This window comes from Dyella silvatica, assembly GCF_026283955.1.
GTDB lineage: Bacteria > Pseudomonadota > Gammaproteobacteria > Xanthomonadales > Rhodanobacteraceae > Dyella_C > Dyella_C silvatica.
This window is the reverse complement of the sequence record NZ_JAPDPE010000115.1, coordinates 1-17,212: the sequence shown is the minus strand read 5'-3', so window position 1 is coordinate 17,212 and position 17,212 is coordinate 1. Positions and strand designations below refer to the sequence as shown.

General features: G+C 60.2%; 15 protein-coding genes. 6 read left to right on the top strand and 9 right to left on the bottom strand.

Going from position 1 to position 17,212, the window contains the following annotated elements:
- On the bottom strand, positions 1-646 hold a 646-nt coding region (locus tag OUZ52_RS18555; RefSeq protein ID WP_266160020.1), incomplete at its 3' end, for an MmgE/PrpD family protein.
- 286 nt (positions 647-932) lie between these two features.
- On the opposite strand from OUZ52_RS18555, the gene OUZ52_RS18550 reads away from it, so the two are divergent.
- Together OUZ52_RS18550 and OUZ52_RS18545 are read left to right on the top strand one after the other, a co-directional pair.
- The gene (locus OUZ52_RS18550; protein ID WP_266160019.1) at positions 933-1,661 is read left to right on the top strand and encodes a TerC family protein; all 729 of its coding nucleotides are present in this window, start codon (positions 933-935) and stop codon (positions 1,659-1,661) included.
- A gap of 54 nt (positions 1,662-1,715) precedes the next feature.
- Positions 1,716-2,321 carry a glutathione S-transferase family protein gene (locus tag OUZ52_RS18545; protein ID WP_266160018.1) on the top strand — a complete coding sequence of 202 codons (606 nt, stop codon included), beginning with the start codon at positions 1,716-1,718 and terminating at the stop codon, positions 2,319-2,321.
- 174 nt (positions 2,322-2,495) lie between these two features.
- Here the strand turns inward: OUZ52_RS18545 and prpC are convergent, their stop codons facing one another.
- Positions 2,496-3,641 (bottom strand): bifunctional 2-methylcitrate synthase/citrate synthase, encoded by a 1,146-nt coding sequence (gene prpC / locus OUZ52_RS18540; RefSeq protein WP_266160017.1) that lies wholly within the window; start codon positions 3,639-3,641, stop codon positions 2,496-2,498.
- 103 nt (positions 3,642-3,744) lie between these two features.
- On the bottom strand, positions 3,745-4,635 hold the full coding sequence (prpB, locus tag OUZ52_RS18535) for a methylisocitrate lyase (RefSeq protein WP_266160016.1): 891 nt from the start codon (positions 4,633-4,635) through the stop codon (positions 3,745-3,747).
- Between the two features lie 117 nt (positions 4,636-4,752).
- Between prpB and OUZ52_RS18530 the strand changes: the two genes are divergently transcribed.
- Positions 4,753-6,063, top strand: a complete 1,311-nt coding sequence (locus OUZ52_RS18530; protein ID WP_425493880.1) for a dicarboxylate/amino acid:cation symporter — start codon at positions 4,753-4,755, stop codon at positions 6,061-6,063.
- 71 nt (positions 6,064-6,134) lie between these two features.
- Here OUZ52_RS18530 and prpE read toward each other — a convergent pair whose 3' ends face one another.
- Both prpE and OUZ52_RS18520 read right to left on the bottom strand, forming a co-directional pair.
- Positions 6,135-8,024: a propionate--CoA ligase gene (gene prpE, locus OUZ52_RS18525; RefSeq protein WP_266160014.1), complete on the bottom strand. Its 1,890-nt coding sequence runs from the start codon at positions 8,022-8,024 to the stop codon at positions 6,135-6,137.
- Positions 8,025-9,268: 1,244 nt separating this feature from the next.
- Positions 9,269-9,589, bottom strand: a complete 321-nt coding sequence (locus OUZ52_RS18520) for a hypothetical protein (RefSeq protein ID WP_266160013.1) — start codon at positions 9,587-9,589, stop codon at positions 9,269-9,271.
- Here OUZ52_RS18520 and OUZ52_RS18515 point away from each other — a divergent pair.
- Both OUZ52_RS18515 and OUZ52_RS18510 read left to right on the top strand, forming a co-directional pair.
- Entirely contained in the window at positions 9,581-10,804 is a 1,224-nt protein-coding gene (locus OUZ52_RS18515) for a collagen-like triple helix repeat-containing protein (RefSeq protein WP_266160012.1), read from the top strand. The two genes, OUZ52_RS18520 and OUZ52_RS18515, sit on opposite strands and share 9 nt — an antisense overlap.
- Positions 10,805-10,961: 157 nt before the next feature.
- Positions 10,962-12,641, top strand: a complete 1,680-nt coding sequence (locus OUZ52_RS18510) for a ShlB/FhaC/HecB family hemolysin secretion/activation protein (protein WP_266160011.1) — start codon at positions 10,962-10,964, stop codon at positions 12,639-12,641.
- A gap of 116 nt (positions 12,642-12,757) precedes the next feature.
- On the opposite strand, the gene OUZ52_RS18505 is transcribed toward OUZ52_RS18510, so the two are convergent.
- Complete coding sequence (locus tag OUZ52_RS18505) at positions 12,758-13,744, bottom strand: malate dehydrogenase (protein ID WP_266160010.1); 987 nt, start codon at positions 13,742-13,744, stop codon at positions 12,758-12,760.
- A gap of 79 nt (positions 13,745-13,823) precedes the next feature.
- Positions 13,824-15,023, bottom strand: coding sequence for an aminotransferase class I/II-fold pyridoxal phosphate-dependent enzyme (locus OUZ52_RS18500; protein ID WP_266160009.1), 1,200 nt, complete (start codon positions 15,021-15,023; stop codon positions 13,824-13,826).
- A 183-nt stretch (positions 15,024-15,206) separates the two neighbouring features.
- Here OUZ52_RS18500 and OUZ52_RS18495 point away from each other — a divergent pair, with 183 nt between their 5' ends.
- Entirely contained in the window at positions 15,207-15,464 is a 258-nt protein-coding gene (locus OUZ52_RS18495) for a GlsB/YeaQ/YmgE family stress response membrane protein (RefSeq protein ID WP_266160008.1), read from the top strand.
- An 84-nt stretch (positions 15,465-15,548) separates the two neighbouring features.
- Here the strand turns inward: OUZ52_RS18495 and OUZ52_RS18490 are convergent, their stop codons facing one another.
- Together OUZ52_RS18490 and OUZ52_RS18485 are read right to left on the bottom strand one after the other, a co-directional pair.
- Positions 15,549-15,986, bottom strand: coding sequence for a YidB family protein (locus OUZ52_RS18490; RefSeq protein ID WP_266160007.1), 438 nt, complete (start codon positions 15,984-15,986; stop codon positions 15,549-15,551).
- 150 nt (positions 15,987-16,136) lie between these two features.
- Positions 16,137-16,646: a peptidylprolyl isomerase gene (locus OUZ52_RS18485; protein ID WP_266160006.1), complete on the bottom strand. Its 510-nt coding sequence runs from the start codon at positions 16,644-16,646 to the stop codon at positions 16,137-16,139.
- Positions 16,647-17,212: the final 566 nt, after the last annotated feature.

Genomic DNA, 17,212 nt, shown 5'->3' with positions numbered 1-17,212 from the left:
CATGGCGGTAGGTACGCAGCGCGCCGTTGTCGATCCAGCTATGCGAGACAGCGGTGGTGATCTGCTCTTTATCGCCGCCCAGCATGGCGGTGGCAACGGCGGTCGATGCCAGTCGCACCAGAATCACGTGATCCTGACCGACACGGTTGTAGCTGTTCAACAAGGCATAGCAGCCCTGAATCTCGTGGGCCTTGATGGCATAAGTCAGCACATCGCGCACGGTCAGCGCCTTGCCGCCCTCACGCTCGGCCTTGCGGCTGAGGTAATCGGCTACCGCGAGAATGCTGCCCAGGTTGTCGGACGGGTGACCCCACTCGGCAGCCAGCCAGGTGTCATTGAAGTCGAGCCAGCGAATCTGGGTACCGATCGCAAACGCAGCCTGCACCGGATCCAGCTCATGGCTGGTACCCGGTACGCGCGCACCGCCCGGCAAATTGGCGCCCGGCACAACTGGGCCAAGGTGCTTGACGCACTCAGGAAACTTCATTGCCAACATCGAGGTGCCGAGCGAGTCGAGCAGCATGTAGCGCGCCGTGTCGTAGGCCTCGGTCGAATCGATCTTGTAGTCGGCGACGTAATTGGCGATATCGACCATTGGCTGGTCGGGATCGGGGCGTTTGGCGGAACGGATGTCGTGCGCACTCATGAAGAAAGTCTCGAGGCAGGAAAAACCGCCATTCTAACCGGCGTTGATGTCTTTCAGCATCCCTGGCTTGCTTGACGCTGATCACTGCGGCACCCACAATCACCGGCATCCCAAAGGGGAGTAGTTCTGGATATGCCCTGCATATCCGTGCGGTGATCGTCATCACGAGCGAAGCATCGCTCCGGTCATCGCGGCGGCAGCGCGCTGCGAACAAGACTTTTGTGGAAACGACGGGCCGCGCGCGTCCGCCGTTTCTGCATGAGTCCAGCGCGCACTAGGAATCCGCATGGAACTGACTGGCAGCTCTGTTTTCAGCCTCGACGCCCTTAGCAGCGTTTTAAGTGGTGAGGTTCTCTCCGGCCTGTTGGCCATTGTCCTGCTCGATCTCGTACTGGCTGGCGATAACGCCATCGTCATCGCGTTGGCCGCTCGCAACCTGCCCAAATCCGTACAAAAGAAAGCCGTGTTCTGGGGCACGTTTGGCGCGGTCGCCGTGCGTGTCGCGCTGACCGGTGTGGTGGTGTACCTGCTGCAACTCCCGGGCCTGATGCTGGTCGGCGGGTTGGCGCTGCTGCCGATTGCCTGGAAGCTGCTCAAATCCGATGGCGAAGATCACAGCATCAGCGCAGCGGGTAGTTTCTGGGCCGCCTTGCGCACGATCATCGTCGCCGATGCACTCATGGGCATGGACAACGTACTGGCCATTGCCGGCGCCTCGGGCGGGCATATGGGTTTGGTCATCATCGGCCTGGCGATCAGTGTGCCGCTGGTGGTCTGGGGCTCGACGCTGATTCTCAAATTGATCGAGCGCTTTCCCGCCATCGTCTATGTCGGCGCCGGCGCCATTGCCTGGACCGCGGCACGCAGGATTGCGCACGACCACCTGGTCGCCGCATGGTTCGACGCTCATGGCTGGGCCAGCTATGTCATGGACGCTGTCTTCGTGCTGATCATCTGTGGCGGCGGCTGGCTGATGCAGCGTCGACGCAAACAGCTAAGCGCCCTCGCACCTTGAGCCAGGCATCGCTACACGCGACACTGCCGCCCCCATCATCACTGCGAAATTCGGATGAAGCTCTACTACCTGCCCGGCGCTTGCTCACTTGCCGATCACATCGTGCTGGAATGGACCGGCAAGCCCTACGAAACCCAGCAAGTCGCCCGTGAGGCATTGCGCTCACCTGAATATCTAAAGATTCACCCCAACGGTGTCGTGCCTGCGCTTGAAGATAACGGCTGGGTACTGACTGAGAATGTCGCCATATTGGGTTATCTCGCCGACTCCTTCCCGGAGGCACGGCTTGGCGGCGAAGGCCCGCGCGGTCGCGCCGAAGTCCAACGCTGGCTCGCCTTCATCAACTCCGATGTGCATCAGTGTTTCAAACCCGTATTCGCGCCTGCCCGCTTTATCAACGATGCCGCCCAGCACGATGAATTACAAACGCATGCACGCAGCAGGCTGCGCAATCACTTCGAACAACTGGACAAGCAACTGGTGGGCCGCGACTGGCTTACCGGCACCCGCTCGATTGCCGACCCTTACCTGTTCGTGGTCCTGAATTGGGCCAAGGGCAAAAACGTCGACCTCAGCGGCTTCGAGCAGCTGGCGCGCTTCCATCAGCGAATGCTTGAGGATGCGGGGGTCAAGGCAGCCATGAAGGCCGAAGGCCTGTGAGGTAGATCGCGTCCATCATCGGTCATGACGGACGCGATCTCATGCAGCACCACGAACAAAGCATGCAAGCCGTTGGCGTTTCACCATCGGCCAGTCGAAAACAAGCATCTAGGCAAAACATTCGATACGGAGCCAAGGCCTGGCAAGGACTCCGTCATTCGATGACGCCTGGTCTTAGCGCTTTTCGATCGGCACGTAGTTCAGATCTTCCGGCCCGATGTAGTTCGCACTGGGGCGAATGATTTTGCCGTCCTCGCGCTGCTCGATCACATGCGCGCTCCAGCCGGAGGTGCGGGCGATCACGAACAAGGGCGTAAACATCGCCGTCGGCACCCCCATCATGTGATACGCGCTGGCCGAGAACCAGTCGAGGTTGGGAAACATTTTCTTCAAGTCCCACATCAACTTCTCGATGCGCTCGGACACATCGAACAGGTTCGGGTTACCGCCATCGATGCACAATTTGCGCGAGACCTCTTTGATGATCTCGTTGCGCGGATCGGACACCGTGTACACCGGATGGCCGAAACCGATGATGATTTCCTTGCGTTCGACGCGAGCGCGAATATCCGCTTCGGCATCGCTGGCGCTGCGGTAACGCGCGATGATCTCCATCGCCACTTCGTTGGCACCGCCGTGTTTCGGACCGCGCAGCGCACCGATGGCACCGGTGATGGCCGAATACATATCCGAACCGGTACCGGCAATCACGCGTGCCGTGAAGGTGGAGGCATTGAACTCATGCTCGGCGTACAGCACCAGCGATTTGTCCAGCGCATGTGCGTGCAATTCGCTGGGCTTTTTGCCGTGCAGCAGATGCAGGAAGTGCCCGGCGATGGAGTCATCCTCGGTCTCGGTCTCGATGCGCTTGCCGTTGTGGCTGAAGTGATACCAGTACAACAAAATCGAACCGAAGCAGGCCATCAGGCGATCGGCGATATCGCGCGCGCCAGTGGCATTGTGATCGTCTTTCTCCGGCAACACGGTGCCCAATACCGAGCAACCAGTGCGCATCACGTCCATCGGGTGCGTCGCGGCCGGCAAGAGTTCCAGCGCGCTCTTTACCGGCGCCGGCAGGCCGCGCAAGCGCTTCAGCTTGGCGCGGTAGGCATTCAACTCGGCCCAGTTCGGCAAGGCGCCATGCACCAGCAAATAGGCCACCTCCTCGAAGCAACCCTTCGCAGCCAGGTCGTGAATGTCATAACCGCGATAGTGCAAATCGTTGCCGCTACGGCCCACCGTGCACAGGGCCGTATTGCCCGCGGCCACACCCGACAGGGCGACCGATTTCTTGGCCTTGGGAAGAGCTTGTTCAGTCATGCGATTTCTCCGTCTAACCCGCAAAACAGCCCACGCGTATCAGCGCGCGCCGCCAGTCAAAAAAGTACCGCCGCCGTTGCCACCCGGCGGCCCTTGCCTGTGATCAACCTTCTTTGCCGCCCGCAAAAAGCTCGTCGAGCTTCCGCTCATAACTGTGATAGCCAAGGTAGTCGTAAAGCTCTTCGCGGGTTTGCATGGTGGGCACGGCGGCCTTCTGCGTACCATCGCGGCGTACAGTCTCGTAGAAATTCAACGCAGCCTTGTTCATCGCACGATAGGCTCCGCAGCAATACAAAATAATGTCGACATCCGCGCTGGCGAGTTCCTCGCGGGTAAACAGCGGGGTCTGGCCGAATTCGGTGATGTTGGCAAGAATCGGCACCTTCACCGCCGCCTTGAACTGGCGGTACTGCTCCAGCGTATTGATCGCCTCGGGGAAGATCATGTCCGCACCGGCTTCAACGCAAGCCAGCGCGCGATCGATCGCCGCGTCGATGCCCTCTACCGCCATCGAGTCAGTACGGGCCATGATGACGAAACCAGGATCATGTCGCGCATCGACCGCTGCCTTGATGCGATCGACCATCTCGTCTTTCGGCACGATCGCCTTGCCCGGCCGATGGCCACAGCGCTTGGCCGCAACCTGGTCCTCGATATGCAGCGCGCCGGCGCCGGCCTTGATCAACGAGCGCACCGTGCGCGCGATGTTGAACGCGCCACCCCAGCCGGTGTCGACATCCACCAGCAATGGCAGGTCGCAGACATCGGTAATACGACGGATGTCGGTAAGCACGTCTTCCATGGTGCTGATACCCAGATCAGGCATACCCAGCGAATTCGCCGCGACGCCGCCACCGGACAGATAGATCGCGCGAAAACCACTACGTTGCGCCATCCGCGCCGCGTAAGCGGTGATGGCACCGACGACTTGCAGCGGTTGCTCTTCAGCAACGGCAGCGCGAAAACGCGCGCCGGGGGATGCTTGCTGTGACATATCGCCTCCGTAAAAAAGGGCGCATTTTAACGCACCCGATGACTTACGCTTGTGCTGCAAAGCAGCAATCGCAAAAACATGCGTGACGCGCTGATTCGCTCCACGTACATTCAAGCCATGAGCGCATCCAAACCACTCGCCACACGCATCCTCTGGGGGCTAGCCGTTGGCGTGATCGCCGCGGTCATTACGCTGGGTATCGGTCAATGGCACCCCGCCACCTTGCAAGCGATGCAGGCGTTTTCAAGCGCCGTCCTGGATCCGTTTGGGCAGGTTTTTCTGCGCATGCTGTTCTTCGTGGTGATTCCGCTGGTGTTCGCTTCACTGGCCTCGGGCATTACCCAGCTGGGCCAACTCGACAGGCTCGGTCCCCTGGCCGGGCGCACCTTCGCGCTGTTCGTCGCCAATATGGGCATTGCCGTCGGCATCGGCCTGGTCATGATGAATCTGCTGCAACCGGGCCATCACTTGTCTGTCGATGACAAAAGCCAACTGCTGCAGCAGTACGGTGTCGATGCCAACCTTGCCGTCGCGAAACAACACCTGCAGCCCTCGATGAACTTATCCACGCTGGTGGAGATGTTCATGCCACGCAATCTGTTCGCGGCGTTCGTCGGGCAAAGCACCGACAAACTTGGCGATGTGCTGCCGCTGATCCTGTTCGCCATCCTGGTCGGCGCCGCCGCCACGCGATTGAGCGAAGACAAACGGCTGAAATTTCAGGCCGGCCTCGACGTGATTAGCGAGGTGATGACCGGTATCGTCGGCTTCGCGCTCAAGCTGGCGCCTTACGCCGTGCCGGCGATGATTTACAGCGTGATCGTAAAAGTAGGCACCGGCATCTTGTTCACCCTCTCAGTCTTTGTCGCTGGCTGCACCGTCGCACTCGCCGTACATCTGTTCGGCACCATGTCGCTATGGCTGATGCTGTTTACGAAACGCCAACCGCTAGCTTATTTCCGGCAGATCCGGCCGCTATTGATAACCGCATTTTCGACCAGTTCGAGCAGCGCCTCGCTGCCCGCCTCCCTGGCGATTGCCCGTGACGAACTGAAACTGGCACCGAGCACCTCCGGCTTTGTGCTTCCCCTGGGCGCCACCATGAACATGAGCGGCACCGCCTTGTTCGAAGGTTGCGTCGTCTTGTTTGTCGCCCAGGCCTTCAACGTCGAGTTGTCGCTGGGTCAGCAATGTGTGCTGATGCTGCTGTCCGTATTGAGCGCGGTTGCGGTGGCCGGCATCCCGGGAGGTTCGTTGCCGCTGATCGCCGGACTACTGGCGACCTTCGGCGTACCGCCCGAAGGTATTGGCCTGGTGCTGGGTGTGGACCGCATTCTGGACATGCTGCGCACCACGGTGAATGTGGGCAGCGACATCGTCACCGCCACCGTGGTCGATGCGCAGACCGCAGGCTCCAGCGATGCATGACAAAACATCGGCAGGCTGACGCGCGCAGCCGCCTGCGTTCAAACCGATTGATCTGGCTTACTTGGTCCGGCTTATTGATCGGGGCCACGCTCAAGCGCACGGCGCACCTCATCGAGTGCGCCAGGGTCATCCAGCGTCGATAAATCACCGGGGTCGGCCTGCTGGATCAACGCCTGCAACGAACGGCGCAACAGTTTGCCGGAACGGGTTTTCGGCAAGGCATTGACGATATACACCTGGGCCGGTTTGGCGATGGCGCCGAGCCGATCGATCACGCACTGCTGCATCGCTTGCGCCACCACGCGATGATCCTCCGCGGCATCTTGCTTAAGCGTGGCGAACACCACAGGAACCTGCCCCTTCAGCGCATCGTAGACACCCACCACCGCGGCTTCGGCCACTGCGTTATGCGTGGCGATCGACTCCTCGATCTCACGCGTACCCAGCCGATGGCCGGCCACGTTGATGACATCGTCGGTGCGGCCAAGAATGGTGATATAGCCGTCATCGTCGCGAATGGCCCAATCCAGCGAGCTATACAACAGCTCGTTGAAATGGCTGAAATAGCTGCTGACATAACGTGCGTCATCGCGCCAGACCGTGGTCAGGCAACCCGGCGGCAACGGTGGCTCAAACACCAGTACACCCTTTTGATGTGACGGCTGCTCGATGCCGCTGTGCTCGTCGATGATCTTCATGCGATAGCCGGGGCTGGGCAGGCCGGGCGAACCGAATTTCAAAGGTTTCAGATCCAGCCCCGGCATCAGGGTGATCGCTGGCCAACCGGTTTCGGTTTGCCAATAGTTATCGATCACCGGTACGCCGAGTCCATCGGTAAGCCAATGCGCGGTCGGCTCGTCCAGCGGCTCGCCGGCAAGAAACAACCACTTCAGACTGGACAAGTCGGAGGCGCTCAACCAACTCGTGTCCTGCTTCTTCAACACCCGCATAGCCGTAGGCGACGAGAACATGGTGTGCACGCCATAGCGCTGGCAAAGCTGCCACCAGATACCCGGATCAGGACGCGTCGGCAGCCCCTCATAAAGCAATGACGTTGCGCCACCGATCAGCGGGCCGTAAACGTTATAGGAGTGCCCTACCGCCCAGCCCACATCCGAGGTCGAAAACATCACCTGGCCCGGGGCAATATCAAAGATCATGCGGGTCGACATCGCCATCGCCACCGCATATCCACCGACATCGCGCTGAATGCCTTTGGGCTTGCCGGTGGTGCCCGAGGTATACAGCAGATAGCTGGGCTCATTTGACTCCAGCCATGTCACCGGCACCTCGATACCCGCATGCCGTGCACGCAACTCGGCATAGTCCAGATCGCGCCCTTCGCTGCGTGCCATCGACGCATCGAGTCCGCGATCGACCATCAGCACATGCCTGGGCGGATAGCTCGACTCGCTAAGCGCAGCATCGACCAACGGCTTATAAGGAAGCACCTTGCCGCCACGCATCCCCGCATCGGTAGCAATCAACAACACTGGCTTGGCATCATCGATGCGCAAGGCTAGGTTGTGCGCGGCAAAACCGCCAAAGACCACGGAATGAATCGCGCCGATGCGCGCACATGCCAGCATCGCGAACACCGCCTCGGCGATATTGGGCAAATAGATCACCACGCGATCGCCTTTGCCTACCCCCAATGAAACCAGCACGGCCGCAAAGGTATTCACTTCACCATACAGCTCTCGATAGCTGACCTCGCGAGTGACGCCAGTTTCCGTGGAAAAGGCCACCAAGGCCAATTGCTCTGCACGTTCGGCGAGATGGCGATCCACCGCGTTGTAACAAAGATTGGTGGTGCCGCCGACAAACCAACGGCGAAACGGTGGCGTCGACTGATCGAGAATGACTCGCGGAGGAGTTTTCCAATGAATTCGCTGTGCCTGTTCGAGCCAGAACAACTCGGGCTCATCGATGGAACGGCGGTAGAAATCCTCGTACTCCATGCGCACACCTTGTGATCGTGATGAGTTCCAGATTGAACCTGCATCAGATCAAGAATGCACTAGGGCCTGTTCGCGCTATTCGCGTAGCCCGCAACACCATCGCGATGGGAACGCCTATTCATCAGCAGCAAACGCGCATCCGGCAAGCCCCCTCACTGACCATTCGATTTAATGGATCTACCCGAGCGACACAGGCGCAGTTCTTCGAATGTCTATCCCAGGCATCTCGATCATGCCGCCTTGCGTTTTGGCTGGCGCATTAAATATCAACCAAAGCCTGGCCATGGCTACGGCCAAAATGATTCAGCCGTGCGCACCGCCTCCATCGGCTATCCAGCAGGCATAGAAGATGGCTTGACGGAACTACCTGGCGCATCTTCATCGACAAATTTTCAGCGCCGATCTTTCGACCCCGGAAATTTATAGAAAAATCTCCCATGCAGAGTAAACGACGCGACTACTTCATCGTTAGGATGGAGTAGCGCCTTTGCAGCCAGATCGCAGGTTCATGTGGAATAGGCGTTTAACGTCATCATCGTTTGGCCATGACCGGCGAGCGGAGCACTTCACGCATCGCATATAGATCGATCAAAATGGCGGCGCGCCGTAAAAACCGATAGTTAATTATCGAAGGCACTTATTTTGTTTATGCCATCGTAAATACCAACAACTTATCGACTTGGTATCAAAAGAAACCACATAAACCAAGGTATCCATTGAAACCATCGCGCGAGATAAATTTATACGTGGATAAATTTTTCACGCAGGCAGATACTCATTTCGACCGTAGATGGTGCATGAGCCATTAGTGCTGATTAGCCAAATACGTCACACAATGGCAATGCTGAAAAGCAAGCCAATTCCTCAGCGTCCGTTTTCATCAGGCGGCCAGCTTAGATTCCGGGGACGCTCGCTGGGCCACGCAGTTGAGTACTCAATGCGATCGTGGAGGGGCAGTCATGAACGACCATCGTTTAGGTGAAGTTCTCAAAAGGACATTGCTCGCAACTTGTATCGTGGCTGCCGCAGCATCTATCGCGGCATGTTCCGGGTCCAGCTCATTCAAATCCCCCATCAAGGCCGGCAGTACGGTTAGCCCCAATGGCGCCGGCTCTGGCAGTGGCTCAGGCTCTGGCTCCGGTGGCAGCTCGGGCACGGGTAGTGGCGGTAGCGGCACAGGCAGTGGAACAGGATCAGGTAGTGGCTCTGGCAGTGGCTCAGGCTCAGGTGGCTCAGGCAGTGGCTCAGGCTCTGGCAGTGGTGGCACCGGCGGCGGAACGGGTGGAGGGAGCGGCGGTGGTTCCGGTGGCGGCACGGGCGGTGGAACCGGCGGTGGCACCGGTGGCGGTGGTACGGGAGGTGGTGGTACGGGAGGTGGTGGTACGGGAGGTGGCACAGGCGGTACCCCCGCACCAAGCGGAGTCGTCGGTGCCATCGCAACAGGCGCCGGCAATCTCGTCTCCGGCGTCGGCGGCACCGTCACCGGTATTGGCGCGCAGATCCCCGGACAAGCCCTGCTCGGCGGCAACAATGCCGTCACTCAAGGCCTGGGCGGGGTGATCCAAGAAGTCGGCGATGCTGTCAGCGCCGTTGGCAACGGCACGACGAACGGCCTGGGACAGATCGGCAATATCTCCAACCCGGTCGGCGTTACAGCCAATGGCCTGGTTCCGGCGACCAACGATTTGGGGGTTGCCGTCACTGATGTCGGCAAGACCGTCGATGGCCTGGGCGCCTTCCAGGGCTCGCCGATTCAGCCGATCACTTCTGCGCTGGGCAATATCGTCTCCACCGTGGGCGGTGACGTGAGTACAGGCAGTGTCGGCCTGGGCCATGTGATCAATACGGCCCCGGTCCAATCAGTGACCCAGCTCTTGAGTAATGTATTGACGCCAGTCGCCACGCTAGGTCAAAACGGCGTATCGGGTACCGGCGCATCGTCCAACCTGGTGGCGGCCACGTCACAGGTGGCGGGTGCGGCAGTCACCGGTGCCGGTGGCCTGGTCAGCGGCCTTGGTATGCAACTGTCCAGCACCTCGCTGCCCGGTGGCGGCGGACCGACCGGGCAACTGTTGGGTAGCACCCTGGAAGGTGTCGGCGGCGCGGTAGGCACCATCGGCACCGGGCTTACCACGGGCCTGGGACGTGCGGGCGGCAGCCCTAACCCGGTCGGCGTCACGGTGGCTGACGTCAGCCTCGGTACAAATGGTCTGGTCAATCAGACGGCAACCACCGCCAACACCGTCATCGGCAGTCTCGGCAGTGGCCCCTTGGCACCACTTAACCCGCTAACCAGCACACTCACCTCGGTAGTCAGTACGACCACCGGCAGCGTTACTGGCTTGGTGAGCAACGTAAACGATGCGGTCAACGGCGGCGCCTTGAAGCCAGTGACGCAGGTACTCAACAACGTGGTCAACAACGTCGCGACGGCTACTTCGGGGCCAGCCGGTCTCAGCGGCGGCCTGAGTGGCGGTGGCCTGGGTGGACTGACCGGCGGACTCACCGGTGCGCTTTCCGGCGGTGGCGGCGGCCCAGGGCTGGGCGCCAACGATCCGCTGAAAAACATCGTGCAAACCGTCGGCGGCGTGGTCAACAGCCTGACCGGAAGCCTTTCCGGCGCGGCATCGGGGTCGACCACAACGACGGGCTCTGGCGGGCTGTTAGGCGGCGTAGTCGGCGGTCTCACCGGCGGCCTCACCGGAACGGCAGGCGCTAGCGGCGGCACAGGCGATAACGGTGGCCTGCTTGGCGGCCTCTTACCTGGACACAAGAAGTAAGCAGCACTCAAGAGGCGGCCATAACGGCCGCCTCTTTTTATGTCGAGGAGAAGGACGCCGAGGAGCAAGTTCGATCAACCTCGCAACGGCCGGCGGCAACAGCCGCGCAGCAGATCCAAAGCACCTGCACTGATGAACGCACGGGAGCTAAACAAACATGAGGACATGGCTGAGTTTCATTTTGGCTGCGACGACAGCCACCAGCGCCTGGGGTCAGGCGCGACCGCAAGTCGCCAATCCGGTACAAAACCTGCCTCGCGTGGAAACACCCAAGGCAACCCCGAACATCACCTTCAATGTGCAGCAGCAACAGCAGAACACCCAGCTCGCCGCCCTGCTTGCCAGCACACTCACGCCCACTCACATCAACATCGTCGGCGTGCACTCGATCCCCTTCGATGAGATCTCCGCACTGTTCAAACCGTTGACTGGAAAATCGGTGCGCATCGCCGACCTGGTGGCCGCCGCGGACGCTTGCAGCAAGCACTATCAAGCGCATGGCTATGCCTTGTCTTTCTGCTATGTGCCGGCGCAATCGTTCGAGAACGGCATCGTCAATGTCACCGTCGTCGAAGGCTATGTCGCTGAAGTGGTAATCAGCGGCGACGCCGGCACACTGACCAAGAAGATCCAGGCGATCGCCCGCCATATCACCGCAGACCGGCCGCTGCGCAAAGCTACTTTCGATCGCTACCTCCAGGTGCTTGGCATGCTGCCTGGCGCCAAGATTGCCGCCAACGTCCCTGCCCCCACCACCACCGATGGCGCCACCCGACTAGAGCTCAGCGTTACCCGCCGGCGCTTCAACAGCAGCGCGGGCATCGACTTCAACCACCCCGGCATTCAAGGCCTGCTCAACGGCATGCTGAATGGGCTTACGCCGCTAGGCGAGCAAATCACCGCCTCGGTGATTTATCCGCAAGGCCGGGTCTCGCAAGAGTTCTATGCGGCAGGTTATTCGCAGATGCTCGGATCCACCGGCTTGATCGGCAAGCTCGATGGCTCGCACTTCTACGGCAACCCCGACATCAACACCCAACTGCCCTCCTACCTGCGCCATCGCCTTAGCCAGGATCGGCTTGGTTTTAGTTTCAGCTATCCCTTGCTGCTCAGCCCGAGCCAAAGTTTGCTGGCCACTGCCAGCATCTATGGTTCGAATCAAAACGATAGCTACCTCAATACGCTTAACGGTGCTTCGCTGCAATTCAAAACCAATGTACGAGTGCTTCAAGCAGGGCTGGATTACACCCAGGCAGGCACCAAGCAAGTGCGCAAATTCAGCTTCAGCATCAGCCATGGTTTCGATCTGTGGGGGGCCGGCGCCAACACGCATAGCAACATTCCCGGCACCGACTTGAGCGCAGCTACCGATACGCGTTTCACGCGTTATAACTTCAGCGCGCTGCAAGGCAATACCTGGGGTGCGCATATCGGCACCGTAGCCAGCCTGATTGGCCAGTACAGCAACAATCGCCTGCCATCGAGCGAGCAAATCAGCTTCGGCGGCCCACGCTTTGGCCTGGCTTACGATCCGGGCGAGATATCCGGCGACAGTGGCTGGGGCGCGGCGTTCGAGGTCAACCGCCCCTTTACCTATCCGTCCACCTGGCTGAAAACACTGACTCCCTACACCGTTGCGCAATTTGCACGGACCTATCTCAATAGCCCATCACAATCATTCAACGAGCTAAGAACCATGGCGCTAGGCATGCGCCTTAGCGACGGCAAGCACTACACCATCGACTTTTCCGCGGCGCAGCCCATTGGCACTCTGCCACCGAACCATGACGGTCGGCATCCGCGCTACAACCTCAGTTTCTCGTATCAGCTGGAGTGATGAAAACACGTGGCCCCGGAACCAGGGTTCCGGGGCCACGGTTTCACACCCATCTCTTGCCAAGCGTCAACTCATCGCCACACATAGTGGCGACAGCAACGCAGGAAAAGCGGTGATTACTTCTTGGCGAACAAATGCTCGACGCCGGCGCGCTCTTCACGCAGCTCCTTGTCGGTGGCATCCATGCGGGCACGCGAGAAATCGTTGATCGCCAGGCCCTGCACGATCTCGTACTTGCCGTTTTTCACGGTGACCGGGTAGCCGTAGATCACGCCCGGGGCGATGCCGTACGAACCATCGGACGGAATGCCCATCGACGCCCAATCACCCTCCGCGGTGCCCAGTGCCCAGGTGCGCATATGGTCGATAGCCGCCGACGCCGCCGACGCGGCGGAAGAAGCACCGCGCGCCTTGATGATGGCCGCGCCGCGCTGTTGCACGGTCGGGATGAAATCATTCGCGTACCAGCTCTGTTCGACCAGTTCGAGCGCAGCCTGGCCCTTCACGGTGGCCTGGTGCAGATCCGGGTACTGGGTCGAGCTGTGATTGCCCCAGATGGTGACCTTCTTGATATCGGTGGTGTGCGAACCGGTCTTCTCGGCCAGCTGCGACAGTGCGCGGTTGTGATCGAGGCGAACCATCGCGGTGAAGCAATTCGGATCCAGGTCCGGGGCGCTCTGCTGCGCAATCAGCGCATTGGTGTTAGCCGGATTGCCGACCACCAGCACTTTCACGTCACGCTTGGCGTGGTCGTTCAAGGCCTTGCCCTGCGGGGCGAAGATCGCGCCATTGGCTTCGAGCAGATCTTTACGCTCCATGCCCGGGCCGCGCGGACGGGCGCCGACCAGCAAGGCGTAATCGACATCCTTGAAGGCCACGTTGACGTCGTCGGTGGCAACCACGCCAGCCAGCGTCGGGAACGCACAATCGTTGAGCTCCATCACCACACCCTGCAAAGCAGGCAGCGCCGGGGTGATTTCCAGCAGGTGCAGAATCACCGGCTGATCTTTACCAAGCATGTCGCCAGCGGCAATGCGAAACAACAGGGCATAGCCGATCTGGCCGGCGGCGCCGGTGACAGCAACTCGAACGGGGGCTTTCATCGTGGCAACTCCTTAGGGTGCATAACTTGGGGGTACATAAAACAAGGCCTGCATCTTGCGACACAGGCCCTAGCGTCGATCAACTCAACTCGGCAAAGAATTCAGCCATGCGAGCGAGTCCGGGCGCCAATTGCGCCGTTGGGCAGGTATAGGAAATACGCAGGGCGCGCGGCTCGCCGAAGGCCGAACCCGGCACGCAGGCCACGCCCTTGGCTTCAAGCAAGGCGGCGCAGAACTGCACATCGTTTTCGATCTTCTGACCGTTATGGCTTTTACCGAACGCCACCGAGATATCCGGGAACGCGTAGAACGCACCCTGCGGCCGCGGACAGATCACACCGGGGATCGCCCGCAAAGCGGCCACCACCGTATCGCGCTTGCCGGCAAATTCCAGGCACTTGGCCTGCGGCACGTCTTGCGGACCGGCAAAGGCGGCAACCGCCGCTGCGGTAATCACTTCCGGCACGCTGGTGATGTGGTTGGAGTTCAGCGTGGTAACCGCCTTGGCCACCGATTCCGGACCGGCAATCATGCCGACGCGCCAGCCCGGCATGCCGTACGTCTTGGAAACCGAGTCGACAAAGATCAGCCGCTCGCGCAGCTCGGGCCGGGCATGCACAAAATTGTGGTAGCCGATGCCGTCGAAGACCATCGAGTTATAGATGTCGTCGGTAACGATCCAGGTCTCGGGATACTTCACCAATACCTCGGCCAGCGCGGCGATTTCTTCGCGCGTATAAGCCATGCCGGTCGGGTTGTTCGGGTTGTTGAACAAGAACATCTTCGGCTTGCGCGCCAGGGCGGCGTCCAACTGCGCGGGGGTGAGCTTGTAGTTCTGCTCGGCACCGCATGGCAGCACGTTGATCTTGGCACCGACGATATCGGCGATGTCGCGATACGTCGTCCAATACGGCGCCGGGAAACAAATCTCGTCACCCTCGTCCAGCAGGGCTTCGGCGAGGTTGTACAACACCTGCTTCGCGCCAATGCCGATCGACAGATTCAGACGGCCATAACCGCTGAAGCCAAGCGCCTCGATATGCTTGAGAAACGCATCGAGCAGCGGCTCCGCACCGCGGTTGCTGCCGTACTGCCCGGAGTCATGCGAAAGCGCTTCGCGCGCCGCCGCATAAACATGTTCACCGGGCAGGAAATTCGGTACGCCGATAGAGAAACTGATGATGTCACGGCCGGCAGCTTTAAGCTGTTTGGCCTTTTCGGCAATGAGCATGATCGCGCTGGGTTTGGCGCGGCCGATACGCTGGGCGAGCTGGGGCATGGCTTCCTCAGGTGGGGAGTGGCACAGCAAACCCGCCGGATTTTAGCATGTGGCGCCGCCGCATTTTAGAGCCCGCATGCATCATGCACCCACTGCCTCTCACCAAGGCAGGGAGTTGGCCGGATGCCAGGCTCATGTCGTGCTCAGGGGAATCTCACTCACTCTCGTAGAGGACACACGGATATGCATTGGCTCTGGGTATTTATTGTCGGTCTGGTAGTCGGGCTCATCGCCAAGATGTTCATGCCAGGCAAAGATCCGGGCGGCTTCATCATTACCGCCATCCTGGGTATTGCCGGATCGCTGCTCTCGACCTTCGTGGGTGAAAAACTGCACTTGTGGGGCGAGACCGGTTTTGTGCATTTTCTGGGGTCGATCGGCGGCGCGGCCGTTTTGCTGGCGATTTATCACTTCGCCACGCGCTCTTCGTCGTCGTCATAATGACCAGCTGTCGGCGGAGCCTTGCGCTCCGCCGACATGTCCATGGCTAGTTCAATAGCCAGGCTCGAGCCTTAGCCGACCGACTCAGGCCTTGTTGCCGAACAGCTTGCCGGCCAAACCCGCCAGCGCGCCCACATCGAAACCGCCGCCAGCCGGGGCCTGCGGCACCTGGCCATCCGGGGTCAAATGATCCACCGCGTGCGGCAGCACCTGTGACAACTGGCCCAGCAACTGGCCCGGATCCACGCCCAGCTTACCGGCAGCTTCCTGCACCACCGAACCCAGGCCGCCATTTTGCAGCGCCTGACCCAGCTGCTCGCCGGATACCGGCTGATTGCTGCCGGTGCCGACCCAGGACTGCACCGCATCGCCCAGGCCATGCTGCTGCAGCATATTGGTCAGGCCCTGCACGCCACCGGCGCGCTCAATCAACTGACCCGCCACCGAAATCAGCGAGCCGCCGGCCCCTTCCTGAGCACCCGTACCACCGAGCAGACTGCCGAGACTGTCGAGTAATGACATTGCGACTCTCCTTGAAAATCAATTGATGGAAGGCTTGTACAGCCTCCCGATTCTAGGCCCCCGCTACGCACATAGCCATGACAGCCGGGCAACAAAAAACCGCCGTCTGAACGACGGCGGTTTTTTGTTGCAAACAGGGCCAAGAATGGCTTAACCGCGCTGATCCAGCACCGTATTCCACTCTTTTACACGCTCAGCCTGGGCGGCCAGCAAGGCATCCACATCGCCTTCCACGGTGACCTTTTCGATCACATCGCCCTGGGCGATCGCGTCCACCACGGCCTGGTCTTCGGCACCGACCACTTCACCGAACACGCTGTGCTTGCCGTCCAGCCACGGAGTCGCACCGTGGGTGATAAAGAACTGGCTGCCATTGGTGCGCGGACCGGCATTGGCCATCGACAGCACGCCAGGCTTGTCGTGGCGCAGCGAGGCATTGAACTCGTCTTCAAACTTATAGCCCGGGCCGCCACGGCCGCTACCTTCGGGGCAACCGCCCTGGACCATGAAGTCAGCGATAACGCGGTGAAACGACAAACCGTCGTAATAGCCGCGGCGTGCCAGATTGACGAAATTGGCCACCGTCAACGGGGTCTTGTCATCGTGCAGACGCAGATGGATCGGGCCACGGTTGGTGCTAAAAGTAACGTTGATGGTCATCGGAAGTCCTTAAGATTTCTTCGAGCTTGAATTTTTTAAACCACAGATATCTGAACCGCACACCGTAACCGTACGGATGTGAAGGCCGGCAAGGATACTCCACCGCTACGGATCAGCCACATCGCGAAACGATAATCGCAAGGCTAAGCAACCGCCATCAGCGGCGGCCCCTCTCGCACTGACCCCGTCCCCACCCTGCCTGCTGAATTCGGGCGGCGACCAAGCTCGGCGCAATAAGCCCAGTACAAACAGCAAAGCAGGCGGCGCCATCGCCATCTCGCCGGCCGGCTTATCCGTGTCCACGGTGGCCCCACGTTCAACGCCGGAGCGGTGCGTTGAAACAAGCATCAATCCATGCCTGGGCGATGTCCCGCTCGCTTGAAACCGCCCAGCCAGGCTCAACGTCAGGGCAAATCGAGCGTTGCGCGATCCAGCGTAGCCGCACCACGCGGCTGGGTTGTCGGTGTCGCCACCTCACTCGGCCATGGTTGACCGTCGTAGAGATGCGCCCACAACCGGTCGAGTGCGGCATAGCCATACGGCAGCAAAGGCGCATGCCGTTCACC

Bases quoted from the DNA above. Each gene is read 5' to 3' on its own strand.
- prpC (WP_266160017.1), bottom strand. From the start codon at position 3,641: ATGACTGAACAAGCTCTTCCCAAGGCCAAGAAATCGGTCGCCCTGTCG.
- OUZ52_RS18530 (WP_425493880.1), top strand. From the start codon at position 4,753: ATGAGCGCATCCAAACCACTCGCCACACGCATCCTCTGGGGGCTAGCC.
- OUZ52_RS18505 (WP_266160010.1), bottom strand. From the start codon at position 13,744: ATGAAAGCCCCCGTTCGAGTTGCTGTCACCGGCGCCGCCGGCCAGATC.
- prpB (WP_266160016.1), bottom strand. From the start codon at position 4,635: ATGTCACAGCAAGCATCCCCCGGCGCGCGTTTTCGCGCTGCCGTTGCT.
- OUZ52_RS18495 (WP_266160008.1), top strand. From the start codon at position 15,207: ATGCATTGGCTCTGGGTATTTATTGTCGGTCTGGTAGTCGGGCTCATC.
- OUZ52_RS18490 (WP_266160007.1), bottom strand. From the start codon at position 15,986: ATGTCATTACTCGACAGTCTCGGCAGTCTGCTCGGTGGTACGGGTGCT.
- OUZ52_RS18510 (WP_266160011.1), top strand. From the start codon at position 10,962: ATGAGGACATGGCTGAGTTTCATTTTGGCTGCGACGACAGCCACCAGC.
- prpE (WP_266160014.1), bottom strand. From the start codon at position 8,024: ATGGAGTACGAGGATTTCTACCGCCGTTCCATCGATGAGCCCGAGTTG.
- OUZ52_RS18485 (WP_266160006.1), bottom strand. From the start codon at position 16,646: ATGACCATCAACGTTACTTTTAGCACCAACCGTGGCCCGATCCATCTG.
- OUZ52_RS18550 (WP_266160019.1), top strand. From the start codon at position 933: ATGGAACTGACTGGCAGCTCTGTTTTCAGCCTCGACGCCCTTAGCAGC.
- OUZ52_RS18500 (WP_266160009.1), bottom strand. From the start codon at position 15,023: ATGCCCCAGCTCGCCCAGCGTATCGGCCGCGCCAAACCCAGCGCGATC.
- OUZ52_RS18545 (WP_266160018.1), top strand. From the start codon at position 1,716: ATGAAGCTCTACTACCTGCCCGGCGCTTGCTCACTTGCCGATCACATC.